This is a genomic window from Pseudanabaena sp. BC1403 (assembly GCF_002914585.1).
Taxonomy (GTDB): Bacteria; Cyanobacteriota; Cyanobacteriia; order Pseudanabaenales; family Pseudanabaenaceae; genus Pseudanabaena.
Genome location: NZ_PDDM01000004.1, coordinates 247,741 through 266,170, shown reverse-complemented (window position 1 = coordinate 266,170; position 18,430 = coordinate 247,741). Strand labels below are relative to the sequence as shown.

At 43.0% G+C, this 18,430-nt stretch carries 16 protein-coding genes; 6 read left to right on the top strand and 10 right to left on the bottom strand.

What is annotated here, in order from left to right:
• Window positions 1–46 precede the first annotated feature (46 nt).
• From CQ839_RS06180 to CQ839_RS06170, 3 genes are all read right to left on the bottom strand, one after another.
• Window positions 47–1,399, bottom strand: a complete 1,353-nt coding sequence (locus tag CQ839_RS06180) for a tetratricopeptide repeat protein (protein ID WP_181016123.1) — start codon at window positions 1,397–1,399, stop codon at window positions 47–49.
• A complete protein-coding gene (locus CQ839_RS06175) occupies window positions 1,332–1,730 on the bottom strand; it encodes a hypothetical protein (protein WP_103667388.1) in 399 nt (132 codons plus the stop codon). Before CQ839_RS06175 ends, CQ839_RS06180 begins: the two co-directional genes overlap by 68 nt.
• 146 nt (window positions 1,731–1,876) lie before the next feature.
• Complete coding sequence (locus CQ839_RS06170) at window positions 1,877–2,275, bottom strand: hypothetical protein (RefSeq protein WP_103667387.1); 399 nt, start codon at window positions 2,273–2,275, stop codon at window positions 1,877–1,879.
• Between the two features lie 178 nt (window positions 2,276–2,453).
• On the opposite strand from CQ839_RS06170, the gene CQ839_RS06165 reads away from it, so the two are divergent.
• The 3 genes from CQ839_RS06165 (at window position 2,454) to CQ839_RS06155 (ending at window position 5,387) form a co-directional block, all read left to right on the top strand.
• The gene (locus tag CQ839_RS06165) at window positions 2,454–3,191 is read left to right on the top strand and encodes a phosphoadenylyl-sulfate reductase (RefSeq protein ID WP_103667386.1); all 738 of its coding nucleotides are present in this window, start codon (window positions 2,454–2,456) and stop codon (window positions 3,189–3,191) included.
• A gap of 129 nt (window positions 3,192–3,320) precedes the next feature.
• A complete protein-coding gene (locus tag CQ839_RS06160; RefSeq protein ID WP_258040641.1) occupies window positions 3,321–4,196 on the top strand; it encodes an alpha/beta fold hydrolase in 876 nt (291 codons plus the stop codon).
• Window positions 4,197–4,373: 177 nt separating this feature from the next.
• On the top strand, window positions 4,374–5,387 hold the full coding sequence (locus CQ839_RS06155) for a hypothetical protein (RefSeq protein ID WP_103667385.1): 1,014 nt from the start codon (window positions 4,374–4,376) through the stop codon (window positions 5,385–5,387).
• 29 nt (window positions 5,388–5,416) lie between these two features.
• Here CQ839_RS06155 and CQ839_RS06150 read toward each other — a convergent pair whose 3' ends face one another.
• The 4 genes from CQ839_RS06150 to CQ839_RS06135 all read right to left on the bottom strand — a co-directional run bounded on the left by CQ839_RS06150 (window position 5,417) and on the right by CQ839_RS06135 (window position 9,934).
• On the bottom strand, window positions 5,417–6,400 hold the full coding sequence (locus CQ839_RS06150; RefSeq protein ID WP_103667384.1) for a beta-ketoacyl-ACP synthase III: 984 nt from the start codon (window positions 6,398–6,400) through the stop codon (window positions 5,417–5,419).
• Window positions 6,401–6,484: 84 nt separating this feature from the next.
• Window positions 6,485–7,531 carry a phosphate acyltransferase PlsX gene (gene plsX / locus CQ839_RS06145; RefSeq protein ID WP_103667383.1) on the bottom strand — a complete coding sequence of 349 codons (1,047 nt, stop codon included), beginning with the start codon at window positions 7,529–7,531 and terminating at the stop codon, window positions 6,485–6,487.
• A gap of 250 nt (window positions 7,532–7,781) precedes the next feature.
• Window positions 7,782–8,693: a prohibitin family protein gene (locus CQ839_RS06140; RefSeq protein ID WP_103667382.1), complete on the bottom strand. Its 912-nt coding sequence runs from the start codon at window positions 8,691–8,693 to the stop codon at window positions 7,782–7,784.
• A 17-nt stretch (window positions 8,694–8,710) separates the two neighbouring features.
• Entirely contained in the window at window positions 8,711–9,934 is a 1,224-nt protein-coding gene (locus CQ839_RS06135) for an amino acid ABC transporter substrate-binding protein (RefSeq protein WP_181016122.1), read from the bottom strand.
• Between the two features lie 696 nt (window positions 9,935–10,630).
• Here CQ839_RS06135 and CQ839_RS06130 point away from each other — a divergent pair.
• Entirely contained in the window at window positions 10,631–11,230 is a 600-nt protein-coding gene (locus tag CQ839_RS06130; RefSeq protein ID WP_103667380.1) for a nitroreductase family protein, read from the top strand.
• 128 nt (window positions 11,231–11,358) lie between these two features.
• Here CQ839_RS06130 and psaK read toward each other — a convergent pair whose 3' ends face one another.
• Both psaK and CQ839_RS06120 read right to left on the bottom strand, forming a co-directional pair.
• Window positions 11,359–11,631 carry a photosystem I reaction center subunit PsaK gene (gene psaK / locus CQ839_RS06125; RefSeq protein WP_103667379.1) on the bottom strand — a complete coding sequence of 91 codons (273 nt, stop codon included), beginning with the start codon at window positions 11,629–11,631 and terminating at the stop codon, window positions 11,359–11,361.
• A gap of 192 nt (window positions 11,632–11,823) precedes the next feature.
• Window positions 11,824–13,452 (bottom strand): transglutaminase domain-containing protein, encoded by a 1,629-nt coding sequence (locus tag CQ839_RS06120; protein ID WP_103667378.1) that lies wholly within the window; start codon window positions 13,450–13,452, stop codon window positions 11,824–11,826.
• 525 nt (window positions 13,453–13,977) lie between these two features.
• Between CQ839_RS06120 and CQ839_RS06115 the strand changes: the two genes are divergently transcribed.
• A complete protein-coding gene (locus tag CQ839_RS06115; RefSeq protein WP_103667377.1) occupies window positions 13,978–14,913 on the top strand; it encodes an acyl-CoA desaturase in 936 nt (311 codons plus the stop codon).
• 489 nt (window positions 14,914–15,402) lie between these two features.
• Window positions 15,403–16,536 carry a cyclopropane-fatty-acyl-phospholipid synthase family protein gene (locus CQ839_RS06110; protein WP_103667376.1) on the top strand — a complete coding sequence of 378 codons (1,134 nt, stop codon included), beginning with the start codon at window positions 15,403–15,405 and terminating at the stop codon, window positions 16,534–16,536.
• Between the two features lie 292 nt (window positions 16,537–16,828).
• On the opposite strand, the gene CQ839_RS06105 is transcribed toward CQ839_RS06110, so the two are convergent.
• Window positions 16,829–18,388: a mercuric reductase gene (locus CQ839_RS06105; RefSeq protein ID WP_103667375.1), complete on the bottom strand. Its 1,560-nt coding sequence runs from the start codon at window positions 18,386–18,388 to the stop codon at window positions 16,829–16,831.
• Between the last annotated feature and the right edge of the window lie 42 nt (window positions 18,389–18,430).

Below are 18,430 nucleotides of genomic sequence, written 5' to 3'. Positions count from 1 at the left end.
CATTGGCTTCGCACGGGGATTTTGTTCTATTATCTCATCTCTACACTTATAAGCATTTACACTCAGTGCTTAACTGAGATGCTCCCGATTCAGCTTCTCCATAATTCTCTTGCAATTCGTAAAGCGCTGCAAGATTGTTGAGGCTGTTAGCGACATCAAGATGGTCTGAGCCTAGTTGTTTTTCTTTGATCTCAAGTGAGCGCAAAAAAAGAGGTTTAGCTTCATTATATTTTCCTTTCGCTCGATAAAGTTCTGCAAGATTATTTAGAAGGTAAGCAACAGAGAGATTGTCTACTCCTAAAATGTTAATAACCGAAATCAAACCTCTTTGATAAGGCTCTTCTGCAAGCCTATAGAGTCCCTGACCTTTATAAAATCTTGCAATGCCATCAAATACCCAAAATAAATCATCTTCAGGATTAGGAATATCTTTTAGCATTTCACGGCTAATCATTTTTCGGCTAATCATTTCCAGATGGGGAATTACAGGTGTTATCTTGGCAATATCTTTTAAAGTTGGAGTATGTGGTATTTGTCTAGATACCTTTAGTAAAGTAACAACTACCTGTTTCCTGAGAGATAACCATTCGGGATGTTGTTGTAATTTAAACTGAAAATATTCCCGCAAAAGCTGATGCAATTCATACACACCCTGTTGCGTCCGCTCCAACAAGTGTAGATTTAGTAACTCACCCCTTGCCATTTTCAATTCTTGCCAAAAAGATTGTTTGTTCTCTGTCTCGGTCAACATCGTAGTCTCTACCAAAGTCCAAGGAATCGGTGCTAAAGCAAACAAACCCAACAAACAAGCCAAACGTTGCGCCAAAGGTGACAACTCTTGCCAACTCAAGAAAAATGAAGCCGCCACATTTAGATTTTTGGGTAATAACTTCCTCTCCTCATCGGTAATTTGCGAAAGCTGCACCATACATTCCCCTTGCAATCGTTGCAAGATCTCAGAAACACCAGTATCTAACTGATTCGGCAAAGCCAAGTACCGCCCCACCAACTCGATCGCTAAAGGCAACCGCCCCAACCATTCACAAAGCTTCTCGATTTCCCCATCATTCTTCCGACGCGGATCGGTTTCAGGCAAAAACGACTTTAGCAAATCCACCGCCGCCGCCAACACCAACACATCTAACGTGTATTGCTGCATCGCATTCCCCAATCCCAACCGCGTCGTCACCAATACACGAAACTTGCCATCTAGAGGCGGCAAAAACGGTTCCACATTCCCATAATCTTTCACATCATCCAACACCACCAACATCGGCTCCCCCACCCGTTCCGATAGCCGCCGCCAGCAATGCCCAGCCAACTTTTCGCCACTATCCAAACCATCGGGCATCGTTTCCCCAAGCTGCACCTGCACAAAATCCTGTAACTGGGTCGGCAAAGTCCCCCTCATTTCCCCGCAACCAACAGATCCCGCCACTATAGTCCGTCAACAGATGCCGAAGCGCATATTGCAGTGCAAGTTCCGACTTACCGACACCACCCATGCCTTTGACAAAAGCCGCCACCGCCACCCGTTGATTTTTCTGCAAAAGTTCATGCACCTTTGCCAGATCCTCATCCCGTCCCGCAAAAAAAGTCACATTAGTCTGCGGCAAATTGATCACGCTTCCCACCCGCTTTGCCTCTTGAATAATTTGGGTGTAGTTGAAAGTATTGTTTTGTGTATTGCCCGTACCGCCTTGATTGATGTTAATTTCGGGATTGCTCACGGCTCACTTCCTGCAAACTAGACACAGAGATATGCGTTAAATAAAACTCCTCACCTTCCGAATCGCGCAAAGCATCCAAATAAGCATCAATCCCATTTGGTCAATCATTTTAAGCCTGCCTGTCTGAGAATACTTGCCAGCGTCCCTTATAGATTAAAAGTATTATTCTGAGTGTTATTTGTCCCTGATTGATCGACATTAACTTGTTTCTCAATATTAATGCGCGTTGCCGATTCAACCTTTGCCGCTAGTTCCTTGTTACTTGCCAACAGCGATCGCACCTCCTCCAATAACTTAATCATTTCAGGATCATCAGGATCATTCGTGATCGGCTCTAAATCAATCACCGCCTGCTGTATATCAACCTCTTTCCCCGCCGCTAATAACTTCACAGTTTGCGTATTAGGAGCCTTGCGCTTCAGCATCGCCCATAACGATTTTGCGAGATTGCCCGTCCCGTCAGTAATGTTTTCACCAACTTTAGCCAAAGAACCCGAACCAATAATTGTTAATATTCCAATTACAACTGCTGCGATCGGCTCCATATTGTTACCACTGATTTACCATAGCCTATATTTTAGATCGACTTCTAGCAAATGCTGAGACTTTTGCGATCGCAGCCTACAGGGAAGTGAAAACCGTAATATCGCCATATTTCTGTAAGCCTGAGTGCAGGTCATAATAAAATTATATTTTCAAGTCAGCGCATTCACCCAATAACCCATGACCTTACAAACAGACATTGACACCGCCGCCGCACAACTCAAAGGCAAAAACCCTCAAGAAGTACTCACATGGGCGCTTGGTAACTATGACAAGATCTCCCTTGCATCTAGCTTTGGAGCCGAAGATGTCACCTTGATTGACATGATCGCCAAAATCAAGCCTGATGCAAATGTATTCACCCTCGATACAGGTCGATTGAATGCCGAGACCTATGAAGTAATCGCCAAAGTACAACAAAAATATCCTCAACTCCAATTGCGAATCATGTTCCCACAAGCAGAAGCAGTGGAGCAGATGGTTAGCGCCAAGGGCATTAATCTCTTCTATGACAGCGTCGAAAATCGCAAGCAATGCTGCTTCATTCGCAAAGTCGAGCCGCTTGGTCGGGCTACTAAGGGTCTGGATGCTTGGATTACAGGGCTACGCCGCGATCAAACTGCTAACCGTTCCACAATGGAAACCGTTGAACTAGATGGAGATCGCAATATTGCCAAGATTAATCCTTTAATCGATTGGACAAATGAGCAAGTTTGGGAATACATTCACGCCAATGACGTTCCTTACAATGCACTCCATGATCAAAACTTCCCTAGTATTGGCTGTGCGCCATGTACTAGAGCCGTCCAAGCAGGAGAAGATCTCCGTGCTGGTCGTTGGTGGTGGGAGATGAGCAATCAAGAATGCGGATTGCATGTCACCAGTGACGGTCGCTTAGTTCGCGCCAAAGGTGAATAAGTGATAAAGGCTCGCTTTGCGAGCCTTTCAAAGCCCAGAGATTTTAGAAGCGACGCGAAGCGCCGCATCTAAAATCTCTGGGCTTTGAAAATAGCGATATTGTTTGCAAGAATATACAAAGTGATGAACATGGCTAATGTAATGCAATATCGTGATTGGTATTTTCGAGGATGGCGATCGCGTTATGGGTTTCGCCGATCGCGTAATTCCGATCACACTAAACCACCAATTCTATTAATTCATGGATTTGGCGCAGCGATCGATCATTGGCGCGGCAATATTCCTGCATTAGCAGAAAATCATACGGTCTATGCGATCGACTTATTGGGGTTTGGGAACTCCGAAAAACCTCCAACTCGTTATTCTATCCATATGTGGGTAGAGCAAGTTTTTCAGTTTTGGCAGAAGTTTATTAAAGTGCCAATGGTAATTATTGGTAACTCAATTGGCTCTCTCGTTGCTGCGATCGCGGCTAGCCATCATCCCGAAATTGCTTCAAGTGTAGTAGTGATTAGCTTGCCTGATATCGCCGCTTTTAACGACATGGTTCCCAAAGCACTGCAACCGATTGAGCGCACTGTCAAGGCGATTGTCTCCGCCGTTCTAGTTAAGCCTCTATTCCATTTAATACGTCAACCCTTCACAATTCGTTTAGTTCTTAAAGGAATTGTCTATTGCGATCGTCGTCGTGTCGATAATGAATTAGTGGAAATTATCGCTAAGCCAGCTCGCGATCGCCAAGCCGCCGAAGCTTTTCTAAGATTAAATCGCAGCATTAATCAACCCAACTATTCGCCGAGCTTAACTCAAGCCCTTGAACAATTGCAAGCTCCCTTATTGATTTTGTGGGGAAGTAGCGATCGCCTAATTCCTCCATCAGAAGGTAAGCGATTAGTGAAGTATGCACCTAATGCCACATTAATGTATTTGGAAGGAATGGGACATTGCGCTCATGACGATAACCCTGAACGAGTCAATCACGAAATTTTAACTTGGCTCACTTAAAAAAATGAATTTGAAACCTAAAAATAAAGTAAAGCTAATGAAATTTCTAGCAAGTATAATCTATAGTTATTTATCGATAATAATTATAAGAAAGTAACAACTTTTTTGTAATTTTATACGTCTTCCATAAGATCTGAGACATATCCTTTAAATGATCATTTCTAAGGTTTTATTCGGATGCATCAAAAAATTATATCTAAGACCTATCAGACCTTTGAGAAGCTATGGCAAAGAGCCCTTAGCGCGCCTTCGGATATAGCCCTATTTATTAGCAATATTGATGTGGTTGAGCAAAAGGTGCTATATCCGCGCTATCAAAGATTTATTCGCGAATATCAACCATTACTTAATCGCTCAACTACTGAAGAGCAAAAAATTGTCGAAGAGCTAGAAAAATATGGAGTAGCGATCACAACTTTAGAAGATTTGGCAATTCCTAGTAGCGATCGTTTCTTTCAGGCAGCCAAAGATATCTCCCAAGAACTCAAAAGCGATGCCCAAAATCCTCTGTATATGGGCAGACATACGCTGAATATCAACGCCGAGCAGATTATGCGTTACCCAGAATTATTTCTGTGGGGCGCAGATGCTAAGCTTCTACGAATTATTGAAAACTATCTCAAGCTACCCGTTGCTTACGACGGCTTATCTTATTACTACAGCCTTCCAGATGGCAGAGAAACTGGTCCCCGTAAGTGGCATCAGGATAAAGAAGACTGGCAAATGATCAAAATTGGCGTTTACATCAATGATGTAAATGAAGATGGGGGCCCCTTTGAGTGTGTTACTCCCGACGTTAATGAATTTCTTTGCAAGACTTTGAAGACCAAATCTGTACGTCGTTTCAAAACTGCTTTTCATCAGGAAATTCAGGAGATGTTACCTGAGCATATGCAGGAAAATTGGCATAAAAGCTTTACTGGCAAGGCTGGAACCGTAATTTTTGTGGATACGGCACGCTACTATCATCGTGGTAAGCCGCCCACCAAATTTGAGCGTTCAGCAATCTTTTTTGGCTATTGCAGTCGCAAACCCAGACATCCCTTTTTCTGTGGCAGATCGCCGCTCTCTGATGAAGAGTTGCGATATATGGCAAGCCTTTTACCTGAAGATATTCAAGACTGCGTGACTTGGCGCGATCGCTTAACAGGATTAGCTAAATGGATTCCCAAAAATCGTCTCAGAGTTTAACAAAATATGTGCAAAGCACACATTCTTGATCAACCCCAGCGAAACACTGCTGAACCCCAGCTTAAACCTGCGCCAAAACCTGCGATCGCAATTAAATGATCGGGTTGAATCTTGCCTGCTTTTACCCATTCATCAAGAGCGATCGGAATTGAAGCGGCGGAAGTATTGCCATATTTACCCATATTGCTGACCGCCTTGGCAGGATCGATGCCAAAACGATTTACTACTGCCTCAATAATGCGTTGATTAGCTTGATGCAAAATTAGCCAATCGAGATCATGAACTTCCAAATGAGCATAGTGTAAAGATTTTTCGATGACTTCAGGAACACGCCGTACCGCAAACCGATAAACCTCTTGACCATTCATACTAATTGGTTCAAAGGTACTCCGCCCTGAATAATTGATATTGAGTAAATCATTACCCTTACCATCACTCCGCATCTCAAAGCCCAAGAGATTGTCTTGAGGCTTACTTTCGCTACTGGCTTGCAAAACTATAGCTCCAGCACCATCCCCAAACAAAATACAAGTGCGACGATCTTGCCAATCGACCCAACGTGAGAGGACATCAGCACCAATCAGCAAAACATTTTTGTAAACCCCTGTACGGATATATTGGGATGCAGTAACCACACCAAACACAAATCCTGAACATGCCGCAACCAGATCAAAAGCGACGGCTCGTTCTGCACCTAAGATTTTTTGAACTCTTCCTGCCGTCCCAAACAAATCATCACTAGTCGATGTGGACAAAATAATCAGATCAATATCTTCGGGTGACAAGCCTGCGGCAGAGATCGCCTGTTTCCCTGCTTGCGCTGCCAGATTTGCTACTGAATCATTCTCGCCATCGGCAATATGACGCTCTCTGATGCCTGTACGCGAGGCGATCCACTCGTCAGTGGTATCTACCATCTGCGCAAGATCATGATTAGTAAGTACGCGATCGGGAACGGCGGAACCGCTACCAATAAAACGCACTCCGACGAGAGAAGATTCAGTATTAGTCATTGGCTGTGTTTGATCTGAATGGCTGGATAAAGAGTGTTACAACGCTTGGCGCTGAATTAAAACCTAATCGCAAAAAGAAGCTAACTAAGTTGGCGGATCATCGGGTGTGTCATCGATCGCAGGAACAGGTACCTTAGGCTTGATTTGACCACGAATACGATCAAGCACGCCATTATCGACAGCATCCTTAGCAACACGAATGGCATTACGAATACTCACAGCGTTAGAGCTACCGTGACTAATCACACAAATACCAGCTACACCGAGTAATAAAGCTCCACCATACTCATCAGCATCAATGCGCTCTTTCACCTTTTTTAGATTTGGTTTCAAGATTAATGCGCCAAGTTTGCCCCGCCAACCCTTAGGTAACTCTTCCTTGAGGATTTGCATGACCGCATTACCGACACCTTCAGCAAATTTGAGCACAATATTGCCTGCAAAGCCATCACAGACGATCACATCAAACTGACCCTTAAGAATGTCGCGTCCTTCGGCATTTCCTGCAAAAGTAATTTGAGGATTATCTTGTAAAGCTTGATGCACGCGAATCGCTAGTTCGTTACCTTTACAAGCTTCTTCACCAATATTCAGCAAGCCAACTTTTGGCTCTTTAATGCCGATCGCATATTGACTATAGAGCGAGCCCATGATGGCAAACTGCTCTAAAAATTTGGGGCGACAGTCCACATTTGCGCCGACATCAAGTAAAAGTACAGGCTTATGCGCAACCTGCGTGGGGAACAATGCACCGATCGCAGGTCGATCTACCCCTGGTAATCGCCCTAAACGCAGGAGCGCCGCCGCCATTGCCGCCCCAGAATGCCCTGCCGAAATCACGGCATCGGCTTGCTTGCGCTTAACTAAGTTCATCGCCACGGCGATCGAGGAATTAGGTTTGCGGCGCAACCCCTCAAGAGGCTCATCATCCATTTCGATGATCCCTTCTGATGGCACGATCTCAAGGTGATCGCTCTCTTGATAATTATGTTGCTTGAAGTAGTTCGCGAGAATATCGCGATCGCCTACTAACGCTATATCCACACCCAATTGGGTTTGAGCTAATATTGCTCCTTCGATTATCTCGCGTGGGGCAAAATCTCCACCCATCGCATCTACTGCAATTCTCACTATTTGCGATCCTGTCTGAGTTTTATGACTAAAACTGTAAAGAATTTTATTTAACCTTGCAAAAATTTTAACAGTTCAAGTCACCTCAACCATCAGCAATCTCAAAAAAGCCATAAAACTGAGGATTGTTAAGGAATCCATTAGTTTTATACTAATTCACAAAAGTGTGACAACACTTCTGTGAATTAAAAAGCAAACCCCATAAGGGGTTTAAAAGCATAAAGTGGCGTAGCCACTTTGTGCTTTGGTATTACGGCGCTGGAACAACGGCTCTACTAGCTTCACGATCAAGAGGCAAAATCAATGGCGTGCTTTGACCACTGCCGAGAATTACAATTTTAGAATTTGGTGATAGGGATAACTTTTCCGTCGCCTCGATCGCACGTAATTGCAGCACCGCAGGCGTAAGCCCCTCAGCAAGAATTTTTTGAGCGTCTGCACTACCTTTTGCTTCGATTCGCTTGCGATCGGCTTCTTGCTTTTCTTTTTCTAAGACAAATTTCATTTGTAAATTTTCCTGCTCAGCCTTGAGCCTTTGCTGGATCGCGGCTTGCAAAGTTTCAGGGACTTTCACATTTCGCAACAGAGCTTCATCGACGATAAAGCCAATCGGAGCGAGCTGCGATCGCAATTTTTCGGCAAGTTTTAAACTTACTTCTTCGCGTTTAGTAGCATAGACCTCTTCGGCGGTATATCCAGAGACAATTTCCCGTGAGATTGATCGAAATCTGGAAACCACAATTTCGCGTTCTTCAGTACCAATATTCAGATAAATACTCGCCGCCTTAGCAGGATCGATGCGATATTGAATGCTGACATCAATTCCTAGTGCTAAGCCTTCCTTGGAGGTTGCGCCAATCTCTTCTTTGAGATCGCGTAATCGGACTGAAAATTGCACCACATCCGCAAAAGGATTAATGGCGTGAATACCTGCGGGTAAGCTGCGATCGCTGACTTTGCCCTGAAAGTCTTCCACACCAACATTTCCAGCAGGAATGACAATGATCAAGCGGCTTAGGGCATTTATCGTTGCTAACAGTGCAATCAATCCCGAAACTGCTTGGATTACTAATTGAGCAATGCGATTGTCAACTAGCCTTTTGCTACTAAAAAATACAACTATCGAGACTAATGAGGCGATCGCAGAAACGATAAATGACATTTGTGAATACCTGCTTTTTATCTAAATGGCATCGAGTAGAGTAACCCACCTTGTTTCCATGTGCGATTTAAACCGCGTGGAATATCTAGGGGCGCAAGATTACGATTGTAGATATCGCTATAATTTCCTACTTGCTTAAGGATTTGGGTTGTCCAGTCTGGTGCAAGCCCAAGCTCAATGCCCAGAGAATCCGAAGTACCGAGAAATCTAGAAATCTCAGGATTTTTCGAGTCTTTAAAAGATGCATAATTATCCATATTTATACCCAGTTCTTCGGCATAAAAAGTGGCATAGATTACCCAAGTCACGACATCGCGCCAGCGATCATCATTCCCAACTATGGCAGGGCTAAGGGGTTCCCTTGACAAGCTGAGATCAAGGATTTTGTGATCAGCAGGTCGCGGTAGTTTACTTCGCCATGATGCAAGCTGAGATTTTTCCGAAGAAATCGCGTCGCAGTCACCTTTTGCATAAGCATTCAAGACTCCATCAAGATCAGGCAAAATGATCGACTCGATCGCAATATTTGCCTCTTTGAATGTAGATTCCAAATTTGTGGCGTTGATTCCAGTTTCTACACAGATTTTTTTATCAGCTAACTCTTTGAGAGCGATCGCTAATTCTTCAATGGTTTTTGGTGTTTGCTTGTCTAATTTACTGTCTTTATCAGGGCGACTCTCAGGGCTGCTAGTGGGGCTAGGAGAAGCTGATGGCGAAGCCGTGGGACTGGGGCTAGGAGAGTTGGGACTGGAGGGACTGGGACTAGGGGAACTACTTGTTGGTTTTGCCCCAATCCTGAGCATTACTCCTTGTCCATCAAAAAAAGTTGTGGGAGCAAAAGAAATATTGGTGGCTACATCACGGGTTAATGTGCGTGAGGTGTTTCGCATCAAGATATCAACATCACTATTTTGGATGGCTGTAAAGCGATCCTTGGCAAGTATAGGCTTAAACTCAACCGCCTTGGCATCTCCTAAGACCGCAGCAGCGATCGCGCGGCAATAGTCCACATCTAAGCCACTCCAAATACCTTTGTCATCAACATAGCTAAATCCAGACAGCTTGCCATTCACGCCACAAATTAACTTCCCACGAGCTTTTACCCTTTCTAAAATCCCATCTGGAGCTTTATCTTTAATGTTTGTCGCCGCCGTTGGGGTCACCGTAGCGGTTGGGGCAGCAGTAGGGCTCGGTTTTGGCTGTTCTTGACATCCTGATAGCAATATGATCGTTAGGCTCACAAAAAAGCTTAATTGTCTCAAAGGTGGCTTTTTAGAGTATTTTTGGGCTTTACGTTTCAAGAGTGCAGCCGAGTTAGGTAAATGCTTAGGCATTAAGCTCATGGGATTACTGATTTCTAGCGCGATCAATCTATATTTGCAGCTTACATCGATTCCATCAAATTTAGAACAAATCCAACCCCAAAAGATGAGATACGGCGCAAAGCGCCGTATCTCATCTTTTGGGGTTCATTTCAATCGAATGTAATCAATCAAATCTGCGGAGCCATCTGCATAAGTCCTTGTGCAAAATAAATTACCCAAACCCGTAAAGTTGCGCCCCTGCGGGGCACAACTTTACGGGTTTGGATGTGTAATTAATTATGTGCATCTACTTATACTTCTAACAGTGGAATTCCTTTTTTAATATTTAGCCAATCAAGTATTCCCCAAGTCTTTGTGTCATTGGCGGTCATTCATCTTCCATTTGTCCAGCACCAAAAGACACGACGAGGATATTCTCCAAACTCACAGCCTTACTACTCTTTTTTTGATTAAGGTATTCTGCGATCGCGCAAATTGTTGGGTATTACTGCATTTGGCTTTTAATTCACAAAATGGTGAGGACACTTTTGTGAATTGAGATAAATTCTGATCGGTTAAAATAATGGAAGCTCGTCACAAAGTGTAAATTCGTCTCAAAATCAAAATATTAATATGGAAAATCCTGCAATTACTGATCATGAAATTCATCCTTTGATCGCTCATAGATGGAGTCCCCGTGCATTTGATAGCAAACTTGTTGAAAAAGATAAGCTTGCTCAGTTATTTGAAGCAGCGAGATGGTCTTCTTCCTGCTTTAATGATCAACCTTGGACATTTATTGTGGCAACCAAAGATGACGAAGTGAACTATCAGAAACTACTTGATTGTCTAGTCCCCGCCAATGTTATATGGGCACAAGTTGCTCCAGTATTGAGTTTAGTTGTTGCTCAAAAGACCTTTAAGCACAATGGCAAGCCTAACGCTTGGGGCGAGTATGATGCAGGTCAAGCGGCAGCAACTCTGGTATTGCAGGCTACAGCTTTAAATCTGGTCGCGCACCAAATGGGTGGATTCGATCCTGCCAAGGCGATCGCTACTTTTAATATTCCTGAAACGGCGAGACCTGTAGCAGCGATCGCGATCGGCTATGCAGGTGAAACCAGCAATTTACCAACAGATTTACAAGAGCGCGAAACTGCTCCTCGTAGTCGATACCCCTTATCAAGCTTTGTTTTTACAGGTGAATGGGGAAGTTCTGCCCCATTTGTATAGCAATGCATTCATTTTTGCTTAGACAACTTCCAACGATTTGAGTTCAAGTTTTATGTCTTAACCAGAGTGTCTATAGCCATAAAGTACTAAAAAAATAGATAGGATGTTACTCATCCTATCTATTTTTTTTATACTAAGCCTGCTTGAGCTAAGCCCAAAATCAAACCTGCTCCAAGAACATGACCAAAACTAGTAACGGCTAGCAATTCTGCCAAACCAAAACCTGAAAATAGACCAGGCAATTCTACAGGTAAGCTAGGACCAACACCTTTGACTTGGATGCCATAACGAGCAACGACTAACGCAAATGCATTAGCTGTGATCATGAGCAAACCAACACTTGGAGACCAAGTAGGAGTAGAGGGAACTGCGGCAAGTAAGCTAAAAGCTAGATGTGTCATAAGTTTGTTTTCCTAAGTCTAATTACCTAAAAATTTTTTAATCTACATAATCCTAAAAGGTATGCAGACATCAAAAAATTCTTCTTAAGCTAAATTCATTAAACTTAGTAATCAGTTACAGTTATAACAATCTTTAAGAATCTAAATCCAAAAAGCATGTGGGGCGCGAAGCGCCCCACATGCTTTTTGGATTTAGATTTCTTCTAAGACCTTGAAGCGTACATGATTGAGAGCTAACTCACCAATAGAATAAGGCTGAGGCTGAATCGTCTCAAAAAAGATGCCTTTGCCAATTTCCACATGATACCAAGGTAGCCCCATAAACCATCGGGTGGGATAGGGACGATAGCCAGTATCATCTGGATTCGATTCCATTGGCAACCATCCAATGCTGGGAATATAGAACTCAATCCAAACGTGATTGTAATATTGATGCAGAGGAATGTTCATCATCAATTCGCCATCATGAGGACATTTATAACGTCCGACCGTGCGACAAGCAATTCCATTTAATCGAGTTAAGGCTAATAACAAACCGACATATTCTCCACAAGAGCCTGTGCCTCTAACTAGAACTTCTTCTGGTGCAGCAATGTAAGGCGTGACACGGTATGAGAGCTTGTCATAGACATAATCACGAATCAATAGCATCTTCCGCAAAATATTGGTTTCACCTCCCACGGCTTCCTTTGCGGCGGCTTGAATGATCGGATGATCCATGCTCAATCCATCATCATCCACGAGATAAAGTTTCTGCATTTCAGGAGATAATTCAGGGACAAATTCTACTTCACTATCTTTAAGTTCATATTTGATTCCACGAAGTTCTAAGGTTGCTTTCCATCCGAACATTCTCGATTCTTCAGGTTTTAAGTTTCCTAGCTTGAATGCAGCGACACGCTGACCATCGACAATTTCTTCTTCAAAGGGAATGCCTATTGGCTCGATCGCTAATAATTTTTGGCGATAGGTATCAGTGGGATAGGCAACTCGCCATGTGAGGTTATAGACTGAAGTTGGTTCCTCAGAGGAGAGTTCTTCAAGATAGATCATCTCTACTTTGTAGCCAGTGGTGAGAGTGTAGTTTAACTTTTCATCTTGGCATTGATTAAACTTGAGACGATGAATAAAAGTCTTTTCGCGGGCGGAGACCGAAAATGGTTCATCCAAATCATTAGGATTGTCTCGAATATAGTTTTCGTCACCTGAATAAACTACATATAAATCATTGCCCAAAAATCCTAATCCCATAGGGTTGGGAAATGGAGTCAAACCACGATGTACCACTTCGCCTGTTTTGGCGTTAAGTCGATAAACTGTTTCTTCAGTGCGATCGCTAACCCACAATTCTTCGCCCACTAAAGTCAGCGCCTCAAATCCTGCCCCAGGAGCATCCATAATTCGGAGCAAGGTGCGAGTGGCGCGTCCGAATACAAAAATTTTGCCGACTTCACTAGAACTCACATATACACCACCCTCAGAGACCGCAATGCCATCGATCTTGTTGGGTAGCTCCATAAATGGTTGTAGATCAAAATCAACCATATTGCAGTAATAAATTCCATTGTCCTTAGTAATCCAAAGTGTCTCACCCGCGATCGCTAAACCTGTCGCGTCTCGAAACTGCAATGCTGTGTAGTTATTCAGTACCGTTGCACCTTCAGAAAAGGGATCGATTTTGAGCAGATGTCCCTGATAGGAATCTACACAAAGCGCGTAGGGTTTGCCATTATTTACATCAGTACTTACATCGGTTTGCCACACTAAACCATGAAGGTTATAAGCGCCAATGGGATAAATCGTGCTTGGTAAGCTAGGCATAGGGTATTTAAGCGGGTGTATGGGCGGATAAATTTAGAAAAGCTTTAGGCTTTCTACAAATTCTGATCTGACTTCAAAAGCAACATTAGTTCCGTAGCGAAGACAACAGTTGCGATATCTGGATAAGTATATTGCGTTCTCTGGTACTACGGGACAAGGCACTGCAAAATGGACTACTTCATTAGTTGTGCAAGGCTTAGCCGAGTAACCCAACGAAATGTTCGATCGCAGCCACAAGAAAGGGCGCAGGGCGAAGCCCCACAATAGGGTTTATATTCTTATTTGTGGCGGGTTTGAAAACAAATTGCTGTAATTATTCACTGAGAAAGGATTATGTTACTTTGGTTTGTTGGGGCGGTTACTAAATACTTTCATATCTCGACCGTTCTAGCCTTTTATAATCAAGCTGGATGCAAATAATTTTTCATGGTTGGCTGTGTCAACTATATAAAAACTATCTGGGTTTTAATTTGCGGTAAAGCGCTGTAAACATATTTTCTTTACATTACATTTTTTGGACAGTAAATGAGGCAATACTCTCTACCCACAATTGTTTCTTATCTAGTCGGCCCGACGTTGATTATCGTCAGTCATGTCGGTTCGCTACTTGTCTTAACAACTGGTTTATCATGGGGTGCGATCGCATGGATCATTACATTATATTTAATTCGGATGCTTGCCACGACTGGCATTTATCATCGATTACTTACTCACAAAAGTTATCAAACCCCTGCGCCACTATTATGGATTGGTAGTATTGTCGCAGCATCGGCGGGACAGATGGGGCCAAGTTGGTGGAAAGCGCACCACCTGATCCATCATCAATATGTTGAAAGCGATCGCGATCCACATTCTCCCTATACGCCATTTTTGGGAATCAAAGGATTTTATTGGTCTCAAGGAGGCTGGCTGTTATCTTCCCGTTTCTTTCCAGATAAGTTACCCCCTGATGTTGAAAGCGATCTGGTTTTAAAAGTGATTGACCGTTTACATTTCATCCCCCTAGTAGCACTTGGGGCAATTTCATACTATTTCGGTGGATTGGAATATCTCGGTGCATTTTTTCTCAGTACGACATTGCTATTTCACGGTGTCCAGACTGTAAACTCGCTCAGTCATATTGTGGGGGATCAACCATTTATTACTGACGACCATAGCCGCAACAGTGGGTTTGTGGCGTTTCTTACTCTAGGAGAAGGTTGGCACAATCTGCATCATGCTTTTCAGTCATCTTGTCGGCACGGTATCACCATTCGAGATGGTGAGGTTATCTATCTGCCAGATCCCACTTTTGGCTTCATTAAAATGCTTGAGTTCCTAAAGTTAGCGTCAAAGTTGAGATTGCCTAGCGAAAAAGATTTGCTGACAAAAGCCAAAAAGCAAAACTTACCAAATCTAGAATTAGCGATCGCCTCAGACAAATCGAACAAATCGAAAGAAACTTACAGCAATTTGCGCTAAAACTTATACCAAAACACAAAATGGCTACGCCATTTTGTGTTTTTAAAACCCTTACTGGGTTTGGTTTTTAATTCACGAAAGTGTTGCCACACTTTTGTGCATTGGTATTACATCTTCTTCCTCAGATGTACTCAAAAAAGAAGCTTCGCTAAAGCGAAGCTTCTTTTTTTTGAGATAGAATTAATTTTAGTAGTCAAATTTTGAAGGAGGTATTACTCATGTGTATGTTCTCTGGCGAAGCTCAAATTGCATATTTGGCTATACTAAAGATTAATTCAATAACTTAAGCACATTTATCTTAACTTCTATTAAGTAAATAGACACAATCAAATATTAAAACCTAAAGCCTATTTAGCAATCTGAGCAAGCTAAATAGGCTTTACATCTATTTCTTATTGTGTCGAAGGACTTACTAAAACCAAAGTGTTCTTAAGTTGTTGTTGTCAAGATTTCTTGTCTGAGCTACCTTCTAAATTAAGAGGAACCAACATGACTTCTACGAATTTATCTCCAAATACTCAATCTCAGATCACTCTTGTGGGAGATGCAACGTTCAAAGGCGCGATCGCATACAAAGCGACACGATTAATGGCTGGAGCTTTTAACGCGACACAAATGGCTTTAGCTGAAGCCTATATTAACGGATTAGAAATACCAGACTCCGTTTTCCGATCGCTATTGCATACATCCATGCCAATTTTGTTTAAGCACTATCCTAGTCTACTAGCTCCCTACGAATGGGTGTTACAGGAATCAGATCAGCTTGCCGAGTCTTCACGAGAACTGATGAAAGTTCAGTATGATATGCCTCAAGCCATGCTGAATCCGATGCTGGGCGATTGGCAAGTCATTTATCCAAAGTACAGTACTGGATTTTGGGAGAATGGGGCGATCGATCTCGAAGAATCTCAAAAGCACATGATTGATCAAGTGATTGAACGCATAGAGATTGTGGATGGCGATCATATTTTGGATTTTGGTTGTGGTTGGGGCTGTGTACCTAATTACATCATGTCGAAGTTCCCTAATGTCCGTTTTACAGGACTGAACTTGAGTCATCAACAATGTGAGTACATGCGTCATAAAATGCAAGACCCAGAGAGCTTTCTGAGTTCAGGTCGATTCACTTTGCATGAAGGCGATTTAAACGAAGCACAGTTCACCGAAAAATTTGATAAGATTCTCTCTATCGGGGTCTTTTGTCATGTTGGCAATCTCACCAATGCTTTTCAAAAATTGGCATCTTTTCTCAAAAGTGATGGCAAGGTATTCATTCACATCATTACCGTGCGTACTCCAAATCATATGTCTTCTGGTTTCACTCACAAGTATATTTTTCCTCACGGGCGCTACTGGAATTATGACGCAGTTCCTAATCATAACCATGATCTTAAAACCATCGATCGCTGGTACATGAATGGCATCAATTATCACAAAACATTGACAGCTTGGTTAGAGCGGTTTGACGCTTCTCAAGATGTTGCTAGGTCTCTAGATTATGGCATGGACTACGCCAAGTTCCGTCGCATCTGGCGGTTCTATTTACTGTTGCTAGGTACAATTTTTGTGACTTGCGATGGTGAATACAATGGCAATGGTCAATATCTGCTGACTAAAGCATAATTTCAAAGATAGGACTTACGCAAAAGAACTAAATGTAGGGGCAATTCATGAATTGCCCCTACGATGAAATGTATGTTTTAAGCCATTTTTGCGTCATTCCTAAAAGATTTAAGTAGCGCGAAGCGCTACTTAAATGTGATGTTACGTGGAAAGAAAAATGCACCACATCCCCCAACCCCTTCTCCTTGCAAGGAGAAGGGGAGCCAGAGCTTTTTCTTGTTCCCCTCTCCTTTGCAAGGAGAGGGGCTAGGGGTGAGGTTTTAGAAACTTCCACGTAACATCAGTTAAATCTTTAGCTAAATTTAGTTAAGAACTTTAAAAATGACTGCGTACGTGGAGTGAGCAAAGTTTTACGATAGACATCAGCGGCTTTCTTAATCGCATCAGCTTGAGTGGGATAGGAATGGATCACCCCAGAAAGTGCATTTAAGCCCTGTTTTGTCGCGATCGCTAAAGTGATTTCGCTAATCATTTCGCCAGCATGACGCGCCACAATTGTTGCCCCGAGAATCCGATCTGAGCCACGCTGATGCAAGATTTTGACAAACCCTTCCGTTTCTCCATCATAAATAGCCCGATCGACGGAAGAGAAAGGAATTTTAATCTCACTGGTTTCTAAACCTTTCGCTTTAGCTTCTTCGGCATATAAGCCCACATGGGCAATTTCGGGATCGGTATAAGTCACCCAAGGCATTACCAAATCACTGAGTTTGCTTTTGCCCAAACCAAAGGGAGCAAATAACGTGTTTTTAATCACGATTCTCGCAGCGGCATCAGCGGCATGGGTAAATTTCCAATTCATGCAAATATCTCCTGCGGCAAAAATACGTGGGTTCGTAGTCTGGAGATAATCATTCACGATTACGCCACGCCGCTTGTCGTAGTCCACGCCCACAGCTTCCAGATTCAATCCCACATTTGGCGATCGCCCTGCACCGACGAGAATTTCATCAACTTCAATCTGGTTAATAATTCCATTTTGTTGATAATAGATGACTTTACCAGTGTTAGTTTTTTCGACTTTAGCGATCGCACAACCAAGCACTAAATTTAAGCCATCACGTATAAATTTCTGTTGGACAATTTCCGCTGCGTCAGCATCTTCGCGATCGAGTAAATGCCGATTTTTATGCAGTAATGTCACTTCACAGCCTAAGCGGTGAAAAGCTTGGGCTAATTCACAACCAATTGGGCCACCGCCGATCACCGCCAATCTTTTAGGGCGATCGGTCAACGAGAATACAGTCTCATTGGTTAAATATCCAGCTTCGGCTAGCCCAGTAATTTGAGGATCGGCAGCCCTTGCACCTGTTGCAATTACGGCTTTTTTAAAGCGTAATTGTATATTATTAACTGCGATCGCCTTCTCATTAATAAATTGTGCCGAGCCTAGAAACACATCCACACCAAGATTACGAAATCGCTCGGCGGAGTCATGGTGACTAATACCCGCACGGATTTTGCGCATTCTTTCCATAACTGCTGCAAAGTCAATATCAATGTGGCTCGGTGGGTTAATGCCAAAGGGAGCCGCGTCGCGCATATCCGCAACAACCCTCGACGAACGAATCACACATTTAGAAGGAACGCAGCCGACATTTAGGCAATCACCACCCATCAAGTTTTTCTCAATCAAGGCGACTTTTAATCCCAAGCCTAAACCCGCTGCTCCTGCTGCTACGACTAATCCCGCCGTTCCCGCACCAATCACGACCAAATCGTAAATAGCTGCTGGTTGAGGATTTACCCAATCAAGAGGATGTACATTTGCAATCAAATCACGATTATAAGCATCCACGGGCTGAATGAAATCTTCATAGCGATCGCTTGAATATGATTGAGATTGAGTCATGACTTTGATACTGCTGATTAAATTAAGTAAAACGAATCAATA